Source organism: Salibacterium salarium (genome assembly GCF_030813635.1).
Classification (GTDB): domain Bacteria; phylum Bacillota; class Bacilli; order Bacillales; family Marinococcaceae; genus Salibacterium; species Salibacterium salarium.
On sequence record NZ_JAUSUM010000004.1, the window covers coordinates 1 to 21,648 of the forward strand.

Annotated in this window: 20 protein-coding genes, 1 tRNA gene and 1 rRNA gene; 19 read left to right on the forward strand and 3 right to left on the reverse strand. The window is 38.1% G+C overall.

Annotated features, from left to right (window positions below; all coding sequences use genetic code 11):
- From rrf to J2S78_RS14245, 9 genes are all read left to right on the forward strand, one after another.
- Window positions 1-84: ribosomal RNA gene (gene rrf, locus J2S78_RS17140) — 5S ribosomal RNA — on the forward strand; the annotation flags it as partial.
- 368 nt (window positions 85-452) lie between these two features.
- Complete coding sequence (locus J2S78_RS14210) at window positions 453-1,598, forward strand: trans-sulfuration enzyme family protein (RefSeq protein ID WP_306899627.1); 1,146 nt, start codon at window positions 453-455, stop codon at window positions 1,596-1,598.
- A gap of 384 nt (window positions 1,599-1,982) precedes the next feature.
- Window positions 1,983-2,059, forward strand: a tRNA-Met gene (locus tag J2S78_RS14215).
- Between the two features lie 135 nt (window positions 2,060-2,194).
- Window positions 2,195-3,181, forward strand: coding sequence for a thiamine-phosphate kinase (thiL, locus tag J2S78_RS14220; protein ID WP_306899629.1), 987 nt, complete (start codon window positions 2,195-2,197; stop codon window positions 3,179-3,181).
- Between the two features lie 33 nt (window positions 3,182-3,214).
- Complete coding sequence (tsaE, locus tag J2S78_RS14225; RefSeq protein ID WP_306900263.1) at window positions 3,215-3,685, forward strand: tRNA (adenosine(37)-N6)-threonylcarbamoyltransferase complex ATPase subunit type 1 TsaE; 471 nt, start codon at window positions 3,215-3,217, stop codon at window positions 3,683-3,685.
- A complete protein-coding gene (gene tsaB / locus J2S78_RS14230; protein WP_306899631.1) occupies window positions 3,666-4,373 on the forward strand; it encodes a tRNA (adenosine(37)-N6)-threonylcarbamoyltransferase complex dimerization subunit type 1 TsaB in 708 nt (235 codons plus the stop codon). The genes tsaE and tsaB overlap by 20 nt, the downstream gene beginning before the upstream one ends.
- Window positions 4,366-4,836, forward strand: a complete 471-nt coding sequence (rimI, locus tag J2S78_RS14235) for a ribosomal protein S18-alanine N-acetyltransferase (RefSeq protein WP_306899632.1) — start codon at window positions 4,366-4,368, stop codon at window positions 4,834-4,836. Before tsaB ends, rimI begins: the two co-directional genes overlap by 8 nt.
- The gene (tsaD, locus tag J2S78_RS14240; RefSeq protein ID WP_306899634.1) at window positions 4,814-5,842 is read left to right on the forward strand and encodes a tRNA (adenosine(37)-N6)-threonylcarbamoyltransferase complex transferase subunit TsaD; all 1,029 of its coding nucleotides are present in this window, start codon (window positions 4,814-4,816) and stop codon (window positions 5,840-5,842) included. The genes rimI and tsaD overlap by 23 nt, the downstream gene beginning before the upstream one ends.
- 238 nt (window positions 5,843-6,080) lie before the next feature.
- Window positions 6,081-8,159: a hypothetical protein gene (locus J2S78_RS14245; RefSeq protein WP_306899636.1), complete on the forward strand. Its 2,079-nt coding sequence runs from the start codon at window positions 6,081-6,083 to the stop codon at window positions 8,157-8,159.
- A 40-nt stretch (window positions 8,160-8,199) separates the two neighbouring features.
- Here the strand turns inward: J2S78_RS14245 and J2S78_RS14250 are convergent, their stop codons facing one another.
- Window positions 8,200-10,146: an ABC-F family ATP-binding cassette domain-containing protein gene (locus tag J2S78_RS14250; RefSeq protein ID WP_306899638.1), complete on the reverse strand. Its 1,947-nt coding sequence runs from the start codon at window positions 10,144-10,146 to the stop codon at window positions 8,200-8,202.
- 293 nt (window positions 10,147-10,439) lie between these two features.
- Here J2S78_RS14250 and J2S78_RS14255 point away from each other — a divergent pair, with 293 nt between their 5' ends.
- From J2S78_RS14255 to tatC, 3 genes are read left to right on the forward strand one after another with little or no spacing between them, the layout of a single operon-like run.
- Window positions 10,440-11,078 (forward strand): redox-sensing transcriptional repressor Rex, encoded by a 639-nt coding sequence (locus J2S78_RS14255; protein WP_306899640.1) that lies wholly within the window; start codon window positions 10,440-10,442, stop codon window positions 11,076-11,078.
- 21 nt (window positions 11,079-11,099) lie between these two features.
- Entirely contained in the window at window positions 11,100-11,303 is a 204-nt protein-coding gene (locus tag J2S78_RS14260; protein WP_125561590.1) for a twin-arginine translocase TatA/TatE family subunit, read from the forward strand.
- 20 nt (window positions 11,304-11,323) lie between these two features.
- Window positions 11,324-12,094, forward strand: a complete 771-nt coding sequence (gene tatC, locus J2S78_RS14265; protein ID WP_306899642.1) for a twin-arginine translocase subunit TatC — start codon at window positions 11,324-11,326, stop codon at window positions 12,092-12,094.
- A 51-nt stretch (window positions 12,095-12,145) separates the two neighbouring features.
- Here tatC and J2S78_RS14270 read toward each other — a convergent pair whose 3' ends face one another.
- A complete protein-coding gene (locus J2S78_RS14270; protein WP_306899644.1) occupies window positions 12,146-12,343 on the reverse strand; it encodes a YdiK family protein in 198 nt (65 codons plus the stop codon).
- Window positions 12,340-13,047, reverse strand: coding sequence for a CPBP family intramembrane glutamic endopeptidase (locus J2S78_RS14275; RefSeq protein ID WP_306899646.1), 708 nt, complete (start codon window positions 13,045-13,047; stop codon window positions 12,340-12,342). The genes J2S78_RS14270 and J2S78_RS14275 overlap by 4 nt, the downstream gene beginning before the upstream one ends.
- A 401-nt stretch (window positions 13,048-13,448) precedes the next feature.
- On the opposite strand from J2S78_RS14275, the gene groES reads away from it, so the two are divergent.
- The 7 genes from groES to J2S78_RS14310 all read left to right on the forward strand — a co-directional run bounded on the left by groES (window position 13,449) and on the right by J2S78_RS14310 (window position 21,638).
- On the forward strand, window positions 13,449-13,733 hold the full coding sequence (gene groES, locus J2S78_RS14280; protein WP_125560061.1) for a co-chaperone GroES: 285 nt from the start codon (window positions 13,449-13,451) through the stop codon (window positions 13,731-13,733).
- Window positions 13,734-13,782: 49 nt separating this feature from the next.
- Window positions 13,783-15,429: a chaperonin GroEL gene (gene groL / locus J2S78_RS14285; protein ID WP_306899648.1), complete on the forward strand. Its 1,647-nt coding sequence runs from the start codon at window positions 13,783-13,785 to the stop codon at window positions 15,427-15,429.
- A 254-nt stretch (window positions 15,430-15,683) separates the two neighbouring features.
- Window positions 15,684-15,872: a hypothetical protein gene (locus J2S78_RS14290; protein ID WP_306899650.1), complete on the forward strand. Its 189-nt coding sequence runs from the start codon at window positions 15,684-15,686 to the stop codon at window positions 15,870-15,872.
- A gap of 243 nt (window positions 15,873-16,115) precedes the next feature.
- Window positions 16,116-16,322 (forward strand): hypothetical protein, encoded by a 207-nt coding sequence (locus J2S78_RS14295; protein WP_306899652.1) that lies wholly within the window; start codon window positions 16,116-16,118, stop codon window positions 16,320-16,322.
- Between the two features lie 33 nt (window positions 16,323-16,355).
- Entirely contained in the window at window positions 16,356-17,069 is a 714-nt protein-coding gene (locus J2S78_RS14300; protein ID WP_503167832.1) for a diguanylate cyclase domain-containing protein, read from the forward strand.
- Window positions 17,070-18,111: 1,042 nt separating this feature from the next.
- Window positions 18,112-20,661, forward strand: a complete 2,550-nt coding sequence (locus J2S78_RS14305; protein ID WP_306899653.1) for an AAA family ATPase — start codon at window positions 18,112-18,114, stop codon at window positions 20,659-20,661.
- A 242-nt stretch (window positions 20,662-20,903) separates the two neighbouring features.
- The gene (locus J2S78_RS14310) at window positions 20,904-21,638 is read left to right on the forward strand and encodes a hypothetical protein (RefSeq protein WP_306899656.1); all 735 of its coding nucleotides are present in this window, start codon (window positions 20,904-20,906) and stop codon (window positions 21,636-21,638) included.
- The last annotated feature ends 10 nt before the right edge of the window (window positions 21,639-21,648 follow it).

A 21,648-nucleotide genomic window follows, 5' to 3' on the forward strand; every position in this document is an offset into this window, starting at 1 on the left:
CCCATGCCGAACACGGAAGTTAAGCTCTTTAGCGCCGATGATAATGAAGGGGCAACCCTTTGTGAAAGTAGGACGTCGCCAGGCCATACCAAAAAGGTTGTCAGATATATCATCTGGCAACCTTTTTTTATTAGATAGAATAACGGTTTCAACGTGTAAGAAGGACGAATCTTAAAAGGCTTTTACAAGATTTGTCCTTCATATTTTATAATGGCATAGATACATCCTCTACATTTAGTTAGGAGCCTTTCCGTATGTATTTTCTCATAAACAATGATTTTAGGGGCATTTTCCTTTCGTCTTATCCTATTCTCAGATACATATACTCTTACTTTTAAGATTTCCCTGTTCTTAATCGACACACATTGGTATGAAGCGAGAGAAATTTTAGATTTTTAATTGGGGAACATGCTATGATAGGGGACAATATAAAGTTTAGGAGTGGAGAAGTAATGACAAAGCGTTTTGATACAAAAACCGTACATTTTCAAGAAAATGATGGAGAAAAAAATAAGAGTAAAACGAAGCCTATATATCAAACATCATCTTTTGCTTTTAACGATTTAAACGATATGGAAGAATACTTTCAAGGTGGAAAAGATCATTTGTATACTCGTTATTCCAATCCTAATACGGATGATCTTGGACACGGAGTAGCTCAGCTTGAGGAAGCACCGGCAGGACTCGCCACTTCATCAGGAATGTCGGCAATATTGGTTGGCGTTCTTTCCATCGCATCACCGGGGGATCATATGATTGTACCATTAGATCTTTACGGGGGAACGTATTCCTTGTTTCAGCAAGAGATACAGGAATGGGGACTACAAGTATCTGTTGTCGATTTTAAAGATTATAAGAATATAGAGGAAGCTATTCAATCGAATACAAAACTACTCTATGCCGAATCAGTGACAAACCCGTTGTTGCGTCAAGAAAACATTGAAGCGTTAACCAAGTTTGCTAGAAACCATGAATTACATGTGATGATTGATAATACGTTTCCAAGTCCTTATTTAATTCAACCATTTACAGATGGTGCTGATTTGGTTGTTCATAGTGCTACGAAATACATAGGCGGTCACAGTGATGTGAGTGCTGGGGTTTTAGTTGGAACGGAAGAATTGATAGCAAAAGCAAAGAAGAAAATGATAAATATAGGTGCTAATTTAAGTCCATTTGAAGCGTGGCTTGGATGTCGAGGCTTAAAAACATTAAGTTTAAGGATGGCAAAGCAATCAGCAAATGCAGAAAAGCTTGCACGTTGGTTTAAAAAGAATACAGGAGCAGCTGTTGTGTATTATCCAGAAAACCTTTCAGAAAAGGGAAATGGAGCAATGGTGAGTGTTGATCTTGGGGATGATTATGATATTTATTCCTTTTTTGAATCGCTGGGATGGATAAAGATAGTACCAACGCTTGCGGGAGTAGAGACGACAGTTTCTTATCCTTTGAATACATCACACCGGACGGTTCCAGTGGAAATAAGACAGCAATTGGGCATAACCCCTGGAACAGCGAGAATTTCTGTAGGAATTGAAGACTCTGAGGATATTATCGAACAATTTTCCAAAGCGCTAGAACACGCTAAGAAGTCATAGGAAAGAAGACGATTAGTAGTGGATATTTGAATCATGGAGACAAGCCATGTTGTTGCTGTTTCCCTTCGGTGTGCGGGAACAGAAACGTTCCCCTGCAGCGCAGGCGATTCAGCAATCACATACGATAAAAAATGGATCCTGGGTCCTTTTCCCAAGATCCGTTTTTCTTACAAGATAAGAATGTATAAAGCGTAAGGCTTTTTGTGTGAAAATAGGGATGTGACCACACCCGTGGAAAGCGTCTCGTTTGCAGCGTTTAATTAATGTAACATAATTGTAATATTATAATAAGAAGATTATTTAATTATATGGTTGCAAGGGGACGGAGTGTGTGGTATATTTATATACGTGGCGTTGAGAGACACGAACGCAAATACTCCAAATCGCGGGGTGGAGCAGTCTGGAAGCTCGTCGGGCTCATAACCCGGAGGTCGTAGGTTCGAATCCTTCCCCCGCAACCAATTAAAATAATAAAGCAAATATAAAGCCTAGTCAGGGCTTTTTTTTTATATCTATTTTACCCTCGTTATTTCTATGCTTTTTCTAAAAGAATGCGTTACACTAATGATATACGTTTTGTTAAAAGGATGAATACCATGCCTGAAAATGAATTCGAATGGATAAATAAACATACCCCTAAAACTCATCATCAAGATGGATTAGTGGAAGGCATTGGGGACGATGCGGCTGTCTATACTTATGAATCGAATTATGATGACATTCTTTGTGTAGATATGATGATTGAAGAGGTTCATTTTAAAAAACAGACGATGAGTCCCAAGGATATTGGTCATAAAGCGTTGGCTGTGAATATTAGTGACATTGCAGCAATGGGTGGTATTCCTGTTTATTTCATGGTCTCAATAGCTTTACCAAAGCACTGGTCTGATGAGGAATTATCGGAAATCTATGAAGGGATGAACACGTTAGCAGATTTATACGACATGGATATGATAGGAGGAGATACGGTATCTTCTCCTCATGAGTTAATGATATCAGTAACGGTTCATGGACGTGTGGAAAAAGGATGTCATGTGGTAAGAAGAAATGCCGCACCTGGAGACATTGTTTTTCTTACAAATCCAACAGGAAGATCAGCCGCGGGATTGCATCTCTTATTAGATAAAGGGAGATGGGCAGATTATACGAAGCAGGAACAAAAATTATTGTCATACCATCAAAAACCCGTTCCGCGTGTGGAAGAAGGGCGAATTATATCGGGATTACAGCTTCCTGCTTCCTTAAATGACATAAGTGACGGATTGGCAAGTGAAGCAAATGAATTGGCGGAAGCGAGTAACATCTCTATAGAGTTGGTGAAATCTAAAATACCAATAGCGGAAGAACTGACATTGTTTTCGGAAAATCAGTATTGGGATTGGATTTTTTATGGTGGAGAAGATTTTGAGTTGATTGGGACGGTTAGGGAAACGGATTGGCAGGTTTTGCAAGAGAAGATACAAGAAAAAGGATTGAGTATTTATCAAATTGGACGTGTGAAAGAAGGTCCTGCTTCGGTTACACTGATGGATGGGGAACAAGAAATCATATTAGAAAAACAAGGGTATAATCACTTTAAATAGTTTATACAGGTGAATGAAGGCAAGGTGAAAAAAATGCTTCATTACAAAAGTACATCTCCTGAAGATACGGCAAAAATAGCTGGGATAATCGGTCGTCACTTGGAGAGTGGAGATACTTTAACGCTCACCGGTGACCTTGGCGCCGGCAAAACACACTTTACTAAGGGATTAGCCGCAGCTTTAGGTGTTGAACGTATTGTGAACAGCCCCACTTTCACGATTATTAAAGAATATGACGGAAGACTTCCTCTATACCATATGGATGTTTATCGTTTAGATGAAGAAGAAGCAGAAGAATTGGGGATAGAAGAGTACTTAGAATCGGAAGGTATATGTGTGATTGAATGGCCGGAAAAAATAAAAGACATCCTTCCAGAAGACAGGTTGGAAATAACGATTACAAGAGAAAATGAAACGAATAGGGACCTTTACCTTAAATCGATAGGTGATAGGTTTCATGCGTTATGCAAGGAGCTGCAAAGACATGAGAATATTAGCGATTGATACGTCTACCCATGTAATGGGTATTGCTCTTGCCGAAGATGATAAACTGTTAGCAGAGTATACGACCAACTTTAAAAAGAATCATTCGTTGCGTTTGATGCCGGCGATAAATCAAATGCTGACAGAATTAGAAATAGATCCAAAGCAGCTTGATGCTATTGCTGTTGCTAAAGGTCCTGGTTCTTACACAGGAGTAAGAATAGGAGTTACGACTGCAAAAACGATGGCATGGTCCCTCGGTATTCCCGTGTACGGCATTTCAAGCTTACAGATGCTCGCGAGAAACGGTAGAAATTTTCAAGGTTTGATTTGTCCTTTTATGGATGCAAGAAGAGATCGGATCTATACAGGTTTATACACATTTGATGGGACTTATTTAAAAACAGAAGAGAAGGATCAAATTATTTTACTAGAAGACTGGCTTTCGATTGTGAAAGAAAAAGAAAAGCCGGTGTTATTTTTGAGTCAAGAATGGAATAAACATAAAGGTATGATTCATGATACCTTGGGAGATCAAGTAAGAACAGGCGATTTTTCGATGAACCAACCCCATCCTGAATCTCTGTTGGCACTTGCATATGAACAAGAACAAGCACAGCCGGCTCATTCGATTGTACCTGAGTATGCACAAATGGCTGAAGCTGAAAAGAAATGGCTTGCTTCAAAAGAGGGAAGAGGGTATGAATAGTTTTCCAACTATACGATTTATGGAAGAACGAGATTTAGATGGAATTATGAGAGTTGAACATGATTCCTTCCAAATGCCGTGGACACGGTATGCTTTTTTTAATGAGCTAACCAATAACCAATTCGCCCATTATTTAGTGGCGGAATGGGGTTATGAGATTATAGGATACTGTGGTGTTTGGATTATTATTGATGAAGCTCATATAACAAATGTTGCCGTACATTCGAGATTTAGAGGTCAACACATTGGAGAAATCTTGATGATGAATGCTTTGGATATGTCTCACGCTTATGGGGCAAAATCAATGTCACTGGAAGTAAGGGTTAGTAACTTTGTTGCACAGTCGTTATATAAAAAGCTAGGATTTCAAGCGGGCGGTATTAGAAAAAATTATTATACAGATAATCGTGAGGATGCTTTAGTAATGTGGGTGAATATAGATGACTATAAAAACAGATATTAAAGATAATGAAATCATACTAGCTATTGAAACGAGTTGTGATGAAACGGCAGCTGCTGTCATTCAAGGAGGCAACCAGGTTTTATCAAATGTAATAGCCTCTCAGATTCAAAGCCATAAGCGTTTTGGAGGAGTCGTTCCAGAGATTGCCTCTCGTCATCATACTGAATCAATCACAGGCATTTTAGAGGAAGCAATGACAAAGGCTGATGTTTCATTTTCTGATCTTGATGCGGTTGCGGTGACAGAGGGACCTGGATTAGTTGGTGCCTTGTTAGTAGGGGTGAATGCGGCTAAAGCGATTGCATTCTCTCATCAACTTCCTCTGCTACCTGTTCATCATATTGCGGGACATATTCAAGCAGCTAGATTGGAAAGGGAATGGGACTATCCTGCATTAGCATTAGTCGTGTCAGGAGGCCATACGGAACTGGTTATTCTCCAGGCAGATGGGGAATATGAAGTTATTGGACAAACAAGAGATGACGCAGCTGGAGAAGCGTATGACAAAGTTGCTCGTACGTTGGGGCTTCCTTATCCAGGAGGACCGCAAGTGGATAAGTTAGCTGCAGAAGGAACTCCTGATGTGAAACTACCGATAGCCTGGCTTGAGCCTGATTCTTATGATTTCAGTTTTAGTGGATTAAAGTCAGCCGTTATTAACACTCTCCACAATGCTGAACAACGAGGAGAGGTCATTCCACCTGAGAATGTAGCAGCGAGTTTTCAACAAAGTGTCATCGAGGTTCTAACGGAGAAAACAAAACGTGCCGCAGAACAGTACCAGGTTAAACAAGTCGTTCTGGCAGGCGGAGTCGCAGCGAACCAGGGATTAAGACACGCGATGGAAAACATGTTTGCGTCGTCATCAGTAGAGTTAACCATTCCACCTTTTTCATTTTGTACAGATAATGCTGCAATGATAGGTGCTGCTGCTCATGTGCAATGGAAGAAAAATATAACCGCTGACTGGGATTTAAACGGTGTACCGGACTTGACTCTTTATTAAAGGTCAAGTCTTTTTTTATGCGAGTGTCTTTCTTATGTGTACAACCTATCTTGGGGATAATGTGGATAAGACTATGGAAAACTTATAAAACAACTTTTGAGGATGTTAACAATATATTTGTGGATAAGTAAGCTATATTGTTAATAAGTGCATAAATATTTGAAGTGATAGTATGTAACTGTTAATAAATCTGTGGATAGTGTGGACGAGTATGTGGGAAGAAAGGACAAAATGCGTGATGATTATTAAAATGTTGATGATAGTGTGTATGGTTATAGGGTGTATGCTAGGGACACCTTTTTCTAGTCAAGCGCAAACAAAAAATCAACATGTCGTCCTTGTCCTTGTTCCCGGCCTTTCTATGGATAATTTTTTTTTATTGATGGAAAAGGAACAGATGCAATCCCGATCTTCTGTCATTGCTCTTAACCGTATCACTGCTGGTGCTGTTGGACCAGTGAACGAAATGCTGACGTTAAGTTCTGGTTTGCCAGCTGAAGCTTCTTCGTTGGGAGAGGAGTACGGCTTGTCCGTGGAAAGGTCGTCCACAAGCGAAAGGATGCAGAAATATAAAATTTTCAACTTTGAAGAAATGGTGGAGAAAAACAAACAAACGACATATAAAGCCCGTCCAGGCTCAATAGGGGAAACTCTTTCTAACGCAGGTGTATTCCCTAGTTTTGTTGGACACAGTGATGTGAAGGAAAAGACATACCAATTTGCTTCGTACTTAACGGTAGATGACACAGGGGAAACGGTAGCTGAGCGGGAAATGCCTGTGGAGAAAAAGCAAAAGGAACCTGGTGGCTACAAAATGAATGTTGATAAAACAATACAAGCGGTAGGTAAGTTACAAAATCGTAACATTGCTACTTGGACCGTTGTAGAATGGGGAGATATTTATAGATACAATCAAGATCCGGATTCCACTACTTCAGATGAACTTGTGGAGCCATTGAAAAAACTTTTATTTCAACTAAAAGAACAAAATCAAACGGTATTCCTTCTTGGTGTTCATCCTCCTGAAGAAACGATGGAGAAGGGCTATCGCATGAATCCGTTTGTGAAATGGGAAGATACGTCATCCCCCTCATCTATAAAAAAACTCGATTCTGCAACCGTGAATCAATCATTTTTAGGCAGCAGTCTTGATATAGCTCCTACTATTTTAAGAGCGTTTCATTTATCACCACCTTCGCGATGGCAAGGAGAACCGCTTATTACAGGTGAACCGGCGAGCCTGGGCAAAATGAAAAAAGAAATCGACGGTGCCGCTGCCGTTTATGTTACGAGGGGTCCTATTCTTTCGACATATATATCTATTTTAGTCGTCTTGCTTATTGTTGGATACTTCTTTTGGAAAAGAAATAGAAACCCGAGACGGTTGGCCTCCATTTGGATAAATGGAGCGGTCCTTGCGGGAATGACGTCCCCACTATCCTTTGAACTGGCCCCGGTTTTGTTTGGAAGAGCCCAGGTTGATGTACCTTTGTATTGTACTGCTGTAACTATTTTTTCTGTATTGATCGGAGCTGTAGGTGTTTGGGTTGGCGCCAAACGAATGGTATGGATGATTTCTTGTTTATTGTTGATCGTGTTAAGCACTGATCTTCTGGTAGGTACGCCATTGATGCAGCGTTCTTATCTTGGATATGATCCATTAATTGGAGCACGTTATGAGGGGATAGGTAATGAATTAGGTGGTTTTTTTGTAGCAGCTTCTGTTCTTTTCTTGGAACCTTTTATAAAACAGAACAAATGGATTGTGTTTGTTTTTATTTTACTCTTTATTGTCCTATTAGGAAGTAGTATGTTCGGTCAAAATGCGGGGGTCACATTAGCCTCTGGATGCATGTATATTGTATTGTTATGGTGGTCAGAAAAAAATAGACGTTGGAATATGTTAAAAATGATGTGGAGTGCATTCGCAGGATTGCTGGGGTTACTTGGATTATTGTGGTTGATTCAGCAAGTGGGGGAAACATCGCATATTGGTCACTTTTTTCAAGAGCTCATAAATGGCGAGTGGGCGGAAATAAGAAATGTTATCACGCGTAAACTACAAATGAATGCCAAAATCATCTTGCATTCCAATTGGACGAAGTTGCTGCTGACTAGTTATGTATTAGCTGTATTATATCTATTGTTTGAAAAGAATAATACGATGATAACTTCGCAACAGCTTGTATTAAAAGCGGGGACAGTTGGTTCTATATGTTTGTTAGTATTTAATGATTCTGGAGCGGTGGCTGCTTCAACGTCGATGTTTTATTTGTTATGCGCTCGATACGTCTGGTCTCATAAAGAGGGAAGCTGAACCCCCTGGCAATAGATGCTAGGAGGTTCATGTATCTACATTACACTTCTTCAAGTTGCAGCTCTTCCCATTTCTCCATGTAATGGTCGAGATTTTCTTTGGCGTCCGTTATCTTTTTTTGAATCTCTGTCGCTTTCTGATGATCTTCGTATACATCGGGAGAAACCATGTCTTGCTCGAGTTGTTCAATCTCTTCTTCTAAAACACTAATGTGCTGCTCTGTCTCATCAATTTTTCGTTGTCTTTTTCTCGCTTGCTTTTTAGCTTCCTTCTCGTTCATATATGCTTCTTTGTCAGCACTCTCGTTTTGTGGAGATTGTGTGCCAGTTTGTTTATTTTCCTCTGCTCGAAGCAGTTCACGTTGTCGTTCTTCATCTTTTTTCATCAAATAATAATCGTAATCTCCGAGGAATTCTTCGAGTCCATTTTCTGTTAACTCTACAATTTTTGTTGCCATTCGATTTAAAAAGTAACGGTCGTGAGAAACAAACAACAATGTGCCCGGATAATCAATCAAAGCTGATTCAAGCACTTCTTTACTATCTAAGTCTAGATGGTTCGTTGGCTCGTCAAAAATAAGCAGATTCGCCTTCTTCATCATCAGTTTACTTAGAGCAAGCCGGGATTTTTCGCCCCCGCTCAAGCTTGAAACTGGTTTGAGCACATCTTCTCCACTAAAGAGAAAATTACCAAGAACCGTACGTATATCTTTTTCTGGTGTTAAAGGATAGTCGTCCCACAGTTCATTCAAGACGTCTTTATTAGAATGAAGATCGGCTTGTTCCTGATCATAATAGCCGACAGTGACCTTGCTGCCATATTGAATGGTACCGGAAGCGGCTTCTATCTTTTCGGCAATCGCTTTTAGAAGAGTAGACTTTCCAATCCCGTTCGGACCAATAAGGGCGACACTCTCTTGTTTTTTGATAGAAAGGCTCATGTTTTGGATGACAGAATGTTTCTTGTCATAAGAAACGCTAAGGTCCTCGATATTCAAGACTTCGTTACCGCTTTGGCGTTCAATATCAAATGAGAAGTTAGCTGACTTCTCTGATCCTTTTGGCTTATCTTTCAGTTCCATTTTTTCCAGCTTTTTGCGACGGCTTTGGGCTCTTTTAGACGTTGCATCGCGAACAATATTACGTGCAATAAAATCTTCAAGTTCAGCCACTTCTTTTTGCTGCTTTTCGTATTCTCTGAGTTCTTGCTCATACCGATTTGCTTTTTCTTCAAGATAAGCACTATAGTTTCCGTAGAAAAGCGATGCCTTTGTGCGTTCTATTTCATATACTTTTGATACGATATTATCCAAAAAGTAGCGGTCGTGTGAAACAATTAACACGGCACCGTCATAATTAGATAAATAATTCTCAAGCCATCTTAACGTATCAATATCCAAGTGGTTAGTAGGTTCGTCGAGTATTAAAACTTCTGGCTTTGACAAAAGTAACTTACCGAGAGCGAGTCTTGTTTTTTGCCCGCCGCTTAAAGAAGAGATGGAAGTGTTGTAGTCAAAGTTTCCGAACTTCAAACCTGACAATATACTGCGAATATTTGCTTCGTACTGGTAGCCCCCTTGCTCGCGAAAAGCATATTGCAAGTTTTCGTATTCTGCTAATACTTTTTCATACATACGCTGATCATTGTATATGTCGGGGTCTGCAATTTTTTCTTCCAACGTTTGCAGGTTTTTCTCCATTTGTCTTAGTTCCTCAAAAACAGTTAACATCTCGTTCCAAATTGTACGATCGGAGTGAAGTCCCGTATGCTGATCAAGATAACCGAGTCTGGTTCCTTTTGGAGTAATGATTTCACCAGAATCGTACGTTAATTGGCCGGCTATAATTTTGAGAAGGGTTGATTTCCCGGAACCATTGCGACCAACTAGGGCAACCCTTTCATTAGCTTTTATATCAAGCTTTACTTGGTCCAAAATAGTTTCTACACCGTATGATTTTGTTATATTAGAACATTGCAGAACTATCATATCTATCGTTCATCCTTTTTTATAAACTTCCTTAACTGCAAGTGTATCTTATTTCGCGTAAAAACGCGATAAATGAGAAAGAATAAGCTGACTTTCCTAAGTCGGCGATTTATGGCAAAATCGTGAACGGGTTATAGATATACATCTTCCTATTACATAAAATTCACTATTAGTGTACAATAGGAAAAGAAGTAGAAGCAGATCCAACCTGGCGAATGGCAACGCATACTTCATCGTGATCAAAGTTATATTTTGACGATTATAGAACCGCGAAGGAATAGTTGGAGGCTGCTATGAACATAGATCAACAAAAAATACCACAAGCCACGGCAAAACGTTTGCCATTGTACTACCGTTTTCTTGAAAATTTACACGGGTCTGGTAAACAAAGAGTATCATCAACAGAATTGAGTGAAGCAGTCAAAGTTGATTCCGCAACGATACGAAGAGATTTTTCTTACTTTGGCGCACTTGGAAAAAAAGGATATGGTTATAATGTTCAATACTTGTTGTCCTTTTTTCGAAAAACCCTCGATCAAGATGAAGTAACAAAAGTGTTCTTAGTAGGTGTTGGGAATTTAGGGACTGCGTTATTAAAATATAATTTTTCTAAAAGTGATAACACCCAGATCATTGCAGCTTTTGATGTAAATGAAGCGATTGTCGGGAATGAAATAAGTGGTGTGGATATTTTTCACATGGACAAACTTCCTGAAATGAAGGAAAAAATAGATGCTTCTATAGCTATTTTGACCGTTCCGGCTTTTTCAGCTCAACAAACATCAGAAAAATTAGTCGAAGCTGGTATAACGGGGATATTGAATTTCACCCCTGCAAGATTAACCGTGCCGGATAATATCAGGGTGCATCACATTGATCTTTCTGTAGAATTGCAAACGTTAGTTTACTTTCTAAAAAATTATCCCCTATAAGGGAAAGTGGAGGTGTTCATTATGGGTGGTTTAGGTCCCATGAGTATTGGTCTTATCGTAGTTGCAGCGTTGTTGATTTTTGGTCCAAAGAAATTGCCGGAACTTGGCCGAGCAGCCGGCAATACGTTACGTGAATTTAAACACGCGACGAAAGGATTAGCTGAGGACGATGAGGACGAAGATAAAAAGAAAAAGAATAAAAATACATCCGACGCTGACAAGTAAAGAGTAGGACGGGACAAGTCATGGCTCAAAATCAAATGTCAATATACGATCACATTGGAGAACTGCGAAAACGAATCATTATTGTGGCGCTGTACTTTCTCGTTGCCATGATAATCGGGTTGTTTGTTGCTCCCGTTTTAATTACGTATTTGCAAAATATACCGGAAGCAGAAAGCTTTCCGATGAACGTTTTTAAATTAACTGATTCACTTAAGCTGTATATGAATGCTGCTTTTCTTATTGGAATAATTATCGTTTTTCCTGTTCTTTTATATCAGCTTTGGGCTTTTATCGCTCCCGGTCTTAGGGAAAAAGAAAAGAAGGTAACGCTTGGTTATATCCCGATTGCAACGCTCTTGTTTTTGGGAGGACTGGCTTTCGCTTATTTTATTCTATTTCCAAATGTGATTCAGTTTTTAAGTAATTTATCCGAGAGGCTTAACTTAACAGAACAATACGGTGTTAATGATTATTTCTCGTTTTTGTTTCAGTTGACGATTCCTTTCGGATTTTTATTTCAGTTGCCCGTTGTTGTTATGTTTCTGACGCGATTAGGATTGGTTACACCAGCTTGGTTTCGAAAGATACGCAAATATGCTTACTTCGGTCTGCTTGTATTGGCTGGGTTTATTACACCGCCGGAAATTGTATCTCATCTCATGGTGACGGTTCCGCTGTTACTGTTATATGAGGTTAGCATTGTTATTTCCAGGTTTTCTTATCGAAAAGTGTTAAAAGCAGAGCAGGAAGACATGGAAGAATGGGCAAAAAACAAGGAAAATCACAAGTAATATTAAACTGCCTGGCAGGCTGTATCAATACAGCTCACCAGGCAGTTTTATTTATTTCTTAGTACTGTTTTTTGATTTACTACGAAAAAAGCGAATCCCCACCATAATATCAATAGCGGCGAGCCCTGCAAAAAGATACGTCCAAAACGTCCATGAAGAGGCATTTACACTGGCGACAGCAAAATAAACGAATACCGCCGCAAGTCCAAAGTATAGTATACCCATCATTACATTTGGGGAAATCCTCATAATACTAATCCCCCTAGAATAAAGTTTAACTGTTCGAGATCCTCTTGTAGTTCTTGAAGTTTGTCACCTAAGAGTACATTAATTAGTACTGCATAGCTGTTCATTGCGACATGGGCAACGATTGGAACGATAATTCTACCTGTTTTCACATATAAGTAGGAAAAGGTGAAGCCAACCGCAGTGTAAATTAAAATGTGCGTGAAATCAAAATGCACGACAGAGAAAATCAATGCGCTAAGAAGCGCCGAAATGACAAAATTAAATCGCTTATAGAAAGCGCCGAATATTACTTTACGAAAGACAATCTCTTCTAGAATTGGACCAATGATAGCAACGATAAACGCAAAGAAAGGAATAGCTTTCACAATGGACAAAATGTCTTCCGTGTTTTGCGACCCGGGTTCAATACCAAGAGCATATTTTTCGATAAGAATGGCTATATATTGAGCAATAAACACCATAAACACACCGAAAACAGTCCACTTTATTGAATAACCAGCAGATGTTTTTGATAACCGAGGATGTCCTGACAATCTACGTTCTGGATAAATTAAAAGGGAAAAAAGGATTAGGGCAACAAAAAAACTTCCCATCGTCCATACAAATATACTCTCTTCTTGAATCCATCCGAGTTCAATAACAATAGGTCCTGACAACTGCATAAGTAAATATACAATTAAAATCAACCAATAGCGTATGTTCAAAAGTGTCATCTCCTAATCACGAAAAGTATGTAAGCATAAAGGTAATAGCGTGAGTGATACTGTCTTTCACATCATATGTACGTATTGTATCATAATGCATTCTCATACGTGACACGAAACGCATGTGAAGTTATTGTGAAGAAAATTTATAGTTTTAAAGAGACGCTAGATAGGGAACTTTCTATATGGGGATAGATAAATGAAACAAGGGAAATAACCAACATGTAAGGAAATGAAAAAAATTTAGCAATCCCCCTTGCAAAATCGGGCTGGAATGATTATCATAATAATTGGTATTAGCACTCAACAGAAACGAGTGCTAATAATATCGAATCATGTCGGTTCTCCCTTTCAAAAAGAAGAATGGGAAACCGTACTAAAACTAAAGGAGGGTGTTTACCTTGTTAAAGCCTCTTGGTGATCGAATCATAATTGAACAGGTTCAAACAGAAGAAAAGACGAAAAGTGGAATCGTATTACCGGATTCTGCGCAGGAAAAACCACAAGAAGGTAAGGTTATTGCTGTTGGGAATGGCCGCGTAACAGATAATGGAGAACGTGTTGCTCTAGAAGTGAATGAAGGAGAAACGGTTATTTTCTCAAAATATGCGGGCACAGAAGTGAAGTTTGAAGGAAATGAATATCTCATCCTTCGCGAAAGTGATGTACTAGCAGTAATTGGTTAATAAATAGGGGAAGTCCCCTACATATTCTATTTTATAGGAGGTCGAAACGATGGCTAAAGATATTAGATTCCGCGAGGATGCTCGCCGCGCAATGATGAATGGTGTAGATGAACTTGCTAATGCCGTAAAAGTTACACTAGGTCCAAAAGGTCGTAACGTCGTATTGGAGAAAAAGTTCGGATCCCCGCTTATCACAAACGACGGTGTAACGATTGCTAAAGAAATCGAATTGGAAGACAACTATGAAAACATGGGTGCTCAATTAGTATCTGAGGTAGCAAGCAAAACAAACGATATCGCTGGTGACGGTACAACAACTGCGACTGTTCTTGCTCAGGCTATGATTAAGGAAGGTCTGAAAAACGTTACATCAGGCGCTAACCCAATGGTTATCCGCAAAGGGATTGAAGAAGCTACAAAAGTAGCGGTAGAAGAATTGAAGAAAATTTCTAAGCCGATTGAAAGCAGCGAATCCATCGCACAAGTTGCTTCTGTTTCTGCTTCAAGTGATGAAGTAGGTCAAATTATTTCTGAAGCTATGAATCGTGTTGGAAACGACGGAGTTATTACCGTAGAAGAATCCCGCGGACTTGATACAGAGCTTGAAGTTGTAGAAGGCATGCAATTCGACCGCGGATATGCTTCTCCTTACATGGTGACAGACTCTGATAAAATGACAGCAGAATTGGATGATCCGTACATTCTTATTACAGATAAGAAAATCACGAACATCCAAGAAGTATTGCCTTTGCTTGAACAAGTGGTTCAACAAAATAAACCAATCCTTATTATCGCAGAAGACGTAGAAGGCGAAGCTCTTGCTACGTTGGTTGTGAACAAACTGCGCGGAACATTTAACGCAGTAGCTGTGAAAGCACCAGGATTTGGGGACCGTCGTAAAGCAATGCTTGAAGATATCGCCCTTCTTACTGGCGGGGAAGTTATTACCGAAGACATCGGTCTTGACTTGAAATCTGCGACAGTAGATCAACTAGGCCGCGCCAGCAAGATTGTTATTAACAAAGACGATACAACGATTGTTGAAGGTGCCGGTAAACCAGAAGACATTACAGGCCGCGTGAACCAGCTTAAAACACAAATGGAAGAAACAACATCTGACTTTGACCGCGAGAAATTGCAAGAGCGTCTAGCTAAACTTGCAGGCGGTGTAGCTGTCGTAAAAGTCGGTGCTGCTTCTGAAACAGAAATGAAAGAGCGTAAACTACGCATTGAAGACGCGTTGAACTCCACTCGCGCCGGTGTTGAAGAAGGAATCGTATCCGGTGGTGGAACAGCTCTTATGAACGTATACAAGGCTGTAAGCAACATTTCGGCTGAAGGAGACGAAGCAACAGGTGCAAGCATCGTTCTTCGTGCCCTAGAAGAGCCGCTCCGTCAAATCGCTCATAACGCAGGTCTTGAAGGATCCGTTATCGTTGAGCGTATGAAGAACGAGCCAGTAGGTAATGGCTTCGACGCTCTAAGCAGCGAATGGGTTAACATGATTGACGCAGGAATTGTAGATCCGACAAAAGTAGTTCGTTCCGCACTTCAAAACGCTTCCTCTGTATCGGCTATGTTCCTAACAACAGAAGCCGTAATCGCAGATAAGCCAGGTGAAGACGACGGCGGCGGTGCTGCCGGCGGCGGAATGCCTGACATGGGCGGCATGGGTGGTATGGGCGGCATGATGTAACTTCCACATGGATGTGGTGGCTTAGGCGTTGCAACAGGACGTTGCGGGTTTAGCCTAAGTTCCTTTATCCAGGATGTTGATCACTCGGACGTTGTGCGCGTGACGTCGCGGTTTTAGTCCGAGATCCGCTTAATCCCCCTGATATAAGAGGATTTGTTAGTAAGATGAGAGAGTGAAATGCTAACTAACATTGAGGATTATTAATCGAGGCTTCTCATAAGTTCACTGAACTTTTGGGAGGCTTCTTTTTTTGTGTGTTACATGGAGACACACATTTTTCGTTAATTAATCATCCGAATGGCCAAGTCTGTCTATCATTTGTTCTAGCGCTACATCAACTTCTGCCAGAAGCAACGTGTGTGTATGTCGCAAAGAATGTAGGGTTAAGTCTGGGTTTAGAGCTGCACCCTGCATTGGCTAATAGCCGTGCCATTCTAAGTTGAACGGTTCTAATTATCGGATAGCCGTATTGTCGTTCGGTTTTTGCAAAGATAAAGTCGTTGTGGTAAGGTAGCAGAATTAGCAGAATTATCTGCATATCCATAAAAATGTACTTCACAAATTGGTATTTTTGACCGTTTCGTTACTTCCATTTCACCATTTTCCGCAAGGTGCATTTTTATTTTAAGTAAATTTTTTCGGACTTTCTGAACAAGCTCTTTAGAACTATATGTAGGGGTGAGTAAATGGATTTTTTAATGGGAAATAGTTATGAAAGATTAAATGAGGCTTCTAAAAGTATGCTTAAATTAGTTAGTGAGTATATTGGCACAAATACCTTTTGTGTAACTCAAATAACCGACAAGTATCATTCTATCCTTACCCATGTATTCAATCGAAATAAAGTCTTATTTGATGCAGGAGTCACTTTATTTATCGAAGATTCTTACTGAAATATTATCCTTCAAAGTGGACGTGATCCACTTATCATAAATGATACAAGTAATCATCCGATAGCAACCAACCTAATGCCTACCAAAAACAAGGGCATTAAGAGTTTTTTAGGCGTTCCTATTGTTCTAAGTAATGGAATATTATTTGGGAATTTATGTGCTATGGATACTGAACCATACACATTTACAGAAAGGGAAACCGAATTTTTACAAACGATGGCTATTTTTTTAACGCATTCCATTGAATTAGATATCGTAGCACATCAAGATCAATTAACAGGATTAAATAATAGGGAGTTTCTAACACAATATATAAATACTTTACCAAAGGAAGCTCAAATTACCACTCTTTTTATAGATTTAGATAATTTTAAATCAGTTAATGATAGTTATGGACATAAGGAAGGGGACGCTATCTTGGTTCAGTCTGCGGAACGGATAAAAGAGTGTATTAGATCACAAGATATACTCAGTCGGTACGGGGGAGATGAATTCGTCATATTATTACAAGGTGATGATAATGCCGGATACTCTCAATCCCTTTCAGAATCGATTATTAATCAATTTGGCAAACCTTTTATAATAAAAGATGATGAAATAGCTTTGTCCGTAAGCATTGGTATTAGCATAGAGACAAATAAACATCAGAACATTGATCAATTGGTACAAAATTCCGATTATGCTATGTATTACTCAAAAAATAATGGGAAAAACCGCTATTCCTATTTTAATGAAGTTGTCGAATAGAATTCTTTTTGCTATTCTTCATTTCAATTTTAAAAGATTTTACACGGTTGAGATTTTCATTGAATGGCAAGGTTTGATGAAAACTCAGTTTTAATTTATTTGAACGATGAATATTAGCAAAATGCTAACATTTTGCTAATATTGAGGATTATTAAAAGAGGCTTCTCATTAGTTGATTAAACTATTGAGAAAGCCTCTTTCTTTTGCTGACGTTATAGGTGATACATATTAATAATAATCACCTAATGATCTAACATCTACTCCATGATTTATTCTTATTGCTATTTCTGGTTAAATTCAAATCCGTAATGGCTAATCTACTTACCATTTCCCTTTGATTATAGTACCACCTTTGCTGATTTTCAATAAGATTAGTTTCTCTAAACGGAATAGACTGTGGAGTAACTTTTGTAATACGTAGTAGACCTATACTACGTATTAACATAAATGTAACAAAAATAGATGCTAAAAGGATTCGAAATTTTTAGAAAAAATAATGTGTATATAGGGTGCGTTAATCGGGGTCAACTCGACTTCACATCCAATATATGGTACTCTGGATGAGAATAGTAAAAGTATACAAAGAAGGTGTGATTTTTGGAAAATAAGGAGCAATTATTCGGAACAAAAGCAGTAGACTCGGAGTTTAAATTTTTATCAGTAGTGAAAAATTTTTTTACATTACAAAATGTTAAGTTTTGGCTGCTTACATACCTAGTATCATTTATTATTTTTGAGTTTTTTAGCTCGCATATAATACTTATAAATTCTGTCAATTTTATCTTGTTCCCATTTACTGTAATTATTGTAGGCACTGTTGCAAATCAATTTGTGTTATCCATATCGTTAGTGTACAGATTAATGTATCCGACATATAAACATAGTTTATCAAATAATCAAAATAAAGTAATGTTAATTATTACAAATATCATTAAATTTTTTATTTACATTGTTTTATGGAGATATACTTTTATTTTAGGTATTGCGGGTTTGATTATTACTATTAATAATGCCAGAACATTGGACAAGTAGGTGTAGGCAGATGAAGAATATTTGGAAGGTTAAACAAGGTAGAAAAAGGAAACTTGAGGATGTTTTAAGTATATGTGAAAAAGGAGATATCATTTTACTACCTCCTGGTGAGTACTATTTCCCTAAAGGCCTACTTTTTAATAAAAGGGAAGAAGTGGAGATTAGAGGAATTGGGAAAAACCCAAGTGATGTAGTCATTAACGGTTTCTTTGGAATAAGTGGTGCGATAAAAATATCAATATCAAATTTAACGTTCAATGCTCCAAATCAAAAAAATGCATTGAATATTAGAGAAGGTGCAACATTAAAGCTTAATAGGGTAGTTGTAACCGGAGAATTGACTGGAGAGTATCCAGCGATTTGGTGTGAAGAATCAAATGTAAAAATGGAAGCTACCGAAGTTTATTTTTCAGAACTGAACTATGGTTTTTACATTTGCGAACAATCAGAAGCACAAATTCGTTCTTCGATTATAAGTTCTATTGCTATCCTTCAATCAAATGTTCAGTTGCATAATAACCAGATTAATACAGCTATGTCTATAGAGAATGATTCTATAGTGAATTCAACCGGTGTATTAGATTTTACAACAGACGGAATGCAGAGAGATGAAATTAACGTGTTGTCGGGTGCTAGAGCAAGATTCGATTTGATCAATGTTGATGACGGCGTTATATCCTTTGTGGTTAAACATGCAGTACTAACGTTAAAAGAAGTAAAAGGGAAAGATGCTTCTATTTTTAATGTTGTTCATAACAAACAATCTACTGTTGATGTGCCAAAACGGATAGTAGACGTATTTACTGAAGGAATTGAAGGAGAAATGCAAAAAACAAGCGGGTATGCTAATCAGAATGAAGAAATGGATGATACGTTCTATTTCGATGCCACGTCAGATAGTTCTACAGATGAGGAAATTTATGAAGAAAACAATTACCAAGGGGGTGAAGAACAGCAATCTGGTTTACAAGAATTGGATTCGCTTTACGGTTTAAACGATTTGAAAGAACAAATCTATCAATTTATAAATACGGTGAAATTTAATCAACGCAGACAAGAACAAGGCAGAATTACGCTACCAGTCACATTACACTCGTTATTTATGGGAAATCCAGGAACAGGTAAAACGACTGTAGCTCGTATATTAGGTCGTACTTTATATGAAATGGGTGTCATTTCGACGGATACATTTGTTGAAGTAACCCGAAAAGACTTAGTTAGTCCAAACATTGGTGAAACAGCCATGATTACCCAAGAGGTTCTTAAAGAAAGTAAAGATGGAATTTTATTTATCGATGAAGCATATTCTCTATATAGTGAATCAACAATGGATTATGGTAAAGAAGTGGTTGATACACTCATTACATTTATGGAAGAGAATCGCAATAATATGATGATTATCTTTGCTGGTTATACAGATGAAATGAATCAATTTTTAAAGATGAATAGTGGACTTAAATCAAGAATTCCAAATGAGTTTTACTTCGATGATTACACACCAGAAGAAATTGCAGAAATCGGATATTTAGATATTATTAAACAAGAATATATTGTGAATGAGGAAAAGTATAAAGATATTATCAAGTGGTTATATAATCATAGTGTGGATAAAAGTAATGCAAGATGGGTTAGAAATAAGAATGAAAAGCTGCTTGTCGCACATGCCAACCGAGTAGTGGAAAGTGATACAGATGATACTCAAACGATCCTTGATAAGGACTTAGCAGTATTAAAGGGTAACCAAAATCTTAATAAAGATGAAATGATTAAAGAGCTATTAAATCAATTAGACGATTTAATCGGATTAGATGATATTAAAAAATATGTTCATCGTTTAATTAAGGAAGTAAAGGTCGATCGTATGCTAATGGATGCAGGGAATTTATCTAACAAACCTTCCTACCATATGATTTTTTCAGGGAATCCTGGCACCGGCAAAACAACGGTAGCTAATATTATAGCTCAGCTTTTTTACCATTTAGATATTATGCCTACATCCAATGTCAAAGTTGTAGATCGTTCAGACTTAGTAGGTTCATATATTGGTCATACAGAGAAGCAAACGAAGGAAATTTTGGAGCAAGCTATGGGCGGTGTGTTATTTATTGATGAAGCGTATCAACTAGCAGGGAAATCTAATAATGATTTTGGAAAACAAGCGATTGAAACTTTATTAACTTATATTGAAAATCATCGCGATAAGTTTATTGTCATTCTAGCAGGATATACTAATGAGATGGATGAATTTTTAAAAGTCAATCCAGGTTTACGTTCACGTATTCCGAATAACATCATTTTTCCTGATTACAGCCCAGATGAAGTCGCGACAATTGTAGAAAAGAATGTTACGAAAGATTGGGAAGTAAATGTTCCTTTATTAAGATCAAAAGTGATTGATATTTATACGAAACTATCAAGCAATGAAAAAGCAAATGCTAGGTGGGCTCGAAACTTCTCAGAAAGATTAATTCAGAATCACAAAGTATGGGTGATCGATCAAGACTCAGCAATTGATCATTTAAAGAAAATTAATGATGAAGTCATTCGTGAACTTCACTAGTGATTATGGCAATGTAAAAGTACATAACATCTCATCATTCTAAATTAGAAAGAGATTTAGACAACTTAAGGGATGAATTTATTCCTTGATAATTTTAATAAGGCAGCCATATTGGCTCACATGCTAGCCTTTAGTTCTGCTTTTGCCTTTCACTCCTAATGACATTTTTCAAAATCTCGATAGAAATTCAGACTATACATCGTCTATGTTTTAGGAGAATGGCTATTGGAAGGTGGGGTACTGTGGGAAGAAATATAGTCGGAGTAACAATTTTAATAATGAGTTCATTGTTAATTACAGCATGTCAAGATACGAAAAATACTGATGAAAAATCTCAAGAACAATATGAAGATGACAAAATGATTGGACTTGTTAGAGAAGTCGATACTGAGAATAGCGTGGTAACTGTTGATATTTCTCGGTGGGAAAAGCGCGACCGGGGAAACGTCACAACAGATGAAGGATATGGTATCTCCGCTGAAATAACAGATGAAACCATTTTACAATATGAAGATACAACGGAAGCCTCGCTTCATGATATAAAAAAGGGACAAAAAGTATTAATTAACCCTCCAAAAGAAGATGGGTTTAAAGGAGTAGCTGAGGAATTCATCCTGTTAGACATGACGAGTGAAGAAAAATATAGAGGGCTTCTATCGCATTTAGAAGATACATTAAATATAGTTGTTATGTATGAAGAAGGAGAAACGCCCCCGCCCCAAATGGATGAACAGTTAATGGAGAAGATAGAGCAAGAAACAGTTATGACGTGGAGACCGTATCAAAAAGATTATGTTATAGATTATAAAGAAGAATTAAATATTAAAAAATTCCCTGTTATTCTTGTTTTTAACAGTGAAGAACTTGTTTTTAAAACTAATAAGGTTGAAGAACTATATGAGTTTTTTTTAATAAGGCTAGATAATATGTCTGGACATGAACCATGTTATCCGTTAAAGGGCGCCATTCCGGAATAAGAAATGTCTC

Excerpts from the sequence above, each read along its gene's own strand:
- J2S78_RS14245 (WP_306899636.1), top strand. The coding sequence starts at position 6,081 with ATGATTATTAAAATGTTGATGATAGTGTGTATGGTTATAGGGTGTATG.
- J2S78_RS14260 (WP_125561590.1), top strand. The coding sequence starts at position 11,100 with ATGGGTGGTTTAGGTCCCATGAGTATTGGTCTTATCGTAGTTGCAGCG.
- J2S78_RS14210 (WP_306899627.1), top strand. The coding sequence starts at position 453 with ATGACAAAGCGTTTTGATACAAAAACCGTACATTTTCAAGAAAATGAT.
- J2S78_RS14295 (WP_306899652.1), top strand. The coding sequence starts at position 16,116 with ATGGATTTTTTAATGGGAAATAGTTATGAAAGATTAAATGAGGCTTCT.
- rimI (WP_306899632.1), top strand. The coding sequence starts at position 4,366 with ATGAATAGTTTTCCAACTATACGATTTATGGAAGAACGAGATTTAGAT.
- tsaE (WP_306900263.1), top strand. The coding sequence starts at position 3,215 with ATGCTTCATTACAAAAGTACATCTCCTGAAGATACGGCAAAAATAGCT.
- J2S78_RS14305 (WP_306899653.1), top strand. The coding sequence starts at position 18,112 with ATGAAGAATATTTGGAAGGTTAAACAAGGTAGAAAAAGGAAACTTGAG.
- J2S78_RS14270 (WP_306899644.1), bottom strand. The coding sequence starts at position 12,343 with ATGAGGATTTCCCCAAATGTAATGATGGGTATACTATACTTTGGACTT.
- groL (WP_306899648.1), top strand. The coding sequence starts at position 13,783 with ATGGCTAAAGATATTAGATTCCGCGAGGATGCTCGCCGCGCAATGATG.
- thiL (WP_306899629.1), top strand. The coding sequence starts at position 2,195 with ATGCCTGAAAATGAATTCGAATGGATAAATAAACATACCCCTAAAACT.
- J2S78_RS14255 (WP_306899640.1), top strand. The coding sequence starts at position 10,440 with ATGAACATAGATCAACAAAAAATACCACAAGCCACGGCAAAACGTTTG.
- tsaB (WP_306899631.1), top strand. The coding sequence starts at position 3,666 with ATGAGAATATTAGCGATTGATACGTCTACCCATGTAATGGGTATTGCT.
- tsaD (WP_306899634.1), top strand. The coding sequence starts at position 4,814 with ATGACTATAAAAACAGATATTAAAGATAATGAAATCATACTAGCTATT.
- J2S78_RS14250 (WP_306899638.1), bottom strand. The coding sequence starts at position 10,146 with ATGATAGTTCTGCAATGTTCTAATATAACAAAATCATACGGTGTAGAA.
- tatC (WP_306899642.1), top strand. The coding sequence starts at position 11,324 with ATGGCTCAAAATCAAATGTCAATATACGATCACATTGGAGAACTGCGA.